Origin of the sequence: Kamptonema sp. PCC 6506 (genome assembly GCF_000180455.1) — a bacterium.
GTDB lineage: Bacteria > Cyanobacteriota > Cyanobacteriia > Cyanobacteriales > Microcoleaceae > Kamptonema > Kamptonema formosum.
In genome coordinates this window covers 1-1,319 of the sequence record NZ_CACA01000135.1, presented here as the reverse complement: position 1 = coordinate 1,319, position 1,319 = coordinate 1, and the positions used below count along the sequence as shown (strand labels likewise).

Below are 1,319 nucleotides of genomic sequence, written 5' to 3'. Positions count from 1 at the left end.
TGGGGAGAAAATTTCCCCAATTAGCAATTAGCAATTAGCAATTAGCAATTAGCAATTACAAATTAGCAATTACAAATTACCAATTACAAATTACCAATTACCAAATTTCTTAGTACACTCAGGGTTAGACTCCACAGCACAAATCAATGGAAACTTTCCCCGCGCACGCTCAACCGGAAATTCGCTCAGCTAACGGGCAACAGGAAGGCAAAACCCAACAGCCTAGACAAGATTTTGATGCCGCAATGATGCGGCGGTGTATCGAACTTGCCCGCTGTGCTTTAGGTAAAACGGCTCCTAATCCTTTAGTTGGTTCTGCGATCGTTCGAGATGGTCTAGTTGTCGGGGAAGGTTTTCATCCAGGTGCAGGAATGCCCCACGCAGAAGTTTTTGCGCTGAGGGAAGCAGGAGAAAAAGCTCTAGGAGCGACTGTTTACGTTAACCTGGAGCCTTGCAACCACTATGGCCGTACTCCTCCGTGTTCGGAAGCTTTAATTGCGGCTGGTGTGGCAAAAGTAGTGGTGGGAATGGTCGATCCAAATCCTTTGGTATCTGGGGGTGGGATTGCTAGATTGCGGGAAGCTGGGATTGAGGTTGTGGTAGGCGTGGAAGAGGAAGCTTGTCGCAAGCTGAATGAGGCTTTTATCCATCGGATTTTATACCGCCGACCTTTTGGAATTTTGAAATATGCGATGACTCTGGACGGTAAAATTGCGACCAGTTCGGGTCATAGCGCTTGGGTGACGGGGGAGGAGGCGCGATCGCAGGTACATGGTTTACGGATAGCTTGCGATGCTGTGATTGTTGGGGGTAATACGGTGCGGCTAGATAATCCTCAATTGACGAGTCACCAAGAAGGTAGACACAATCCTCTGCGGGTGGTGATGAGCCGTACTCTGGATTTGCCGAAGTCGTCTCGCCTCTGGGAAACGGGGGATGCTTCTACTTTGGTGCTGACTCAGGAGGGGACTAATCCTGAGTTTCGGGAGTTTTTAGGGTCAAGGGGGGTGGAAGTGGTGGATTTGTCGCCGTTAACGCCCGCTAGCGCGATGGCTTATCTGTACGATCGCTCTTTTCTGTCGGTACTTTGGGAATGTGGCGGGATTTTGGCCGCAAGTGCGATCGCAGACGGTTCTGTGCAGAAAATTTTAGCTTTTATTGCCCCTAAAATTGTCGGTGGTCAAGGTTCTCCCTCCCCCGTTGGCGATTTAGGTTTTGCTAGGATGACAGAGGCGATCGCTTTAGAGCGAGTTAGTTGGCACTCTGTCGGTGCAGACTGCTTGGTTGAAGGCTATTTGAAAATCAAAGATTAAATTGGT

The 1,319-nt window shown here is 49.1% G+C and carries 1 protein-coding gene; it reads left to right on the top strand.

Annotated features, from left to right (window positions below):
* Window positions 1-146 precede the first annotated feature (146 nt).
* The gene (gene ribD, locus OSCI_RS07890) at window positions 147-1,313 is read left to right on the top strand and encodes a bifunctional diaminohydroxyphosphoribosylaminopyrimidine deaminase/5-amino-6-(5-phosphoribosylamino)uracil reductase RibD (protein ID WP_007354378.1); all 1,167 of its coding nucleotides are present in this window, start codon (window positions 147-149) and stop codon (window positions 1,311-1,313) included.
* Window positions 1,314-1,319 lie beyond the last annotated feature (6 nt).

What these genes read in the sequence shown, in the direction of transcription:
- ribD (WP_007354378.1), top strand. Translation starts at nt 147, where the DNA reads ATGGAAACTTTCCCCGCGCACGCTCAACCGGAAATTCGCTCAGCTAAC.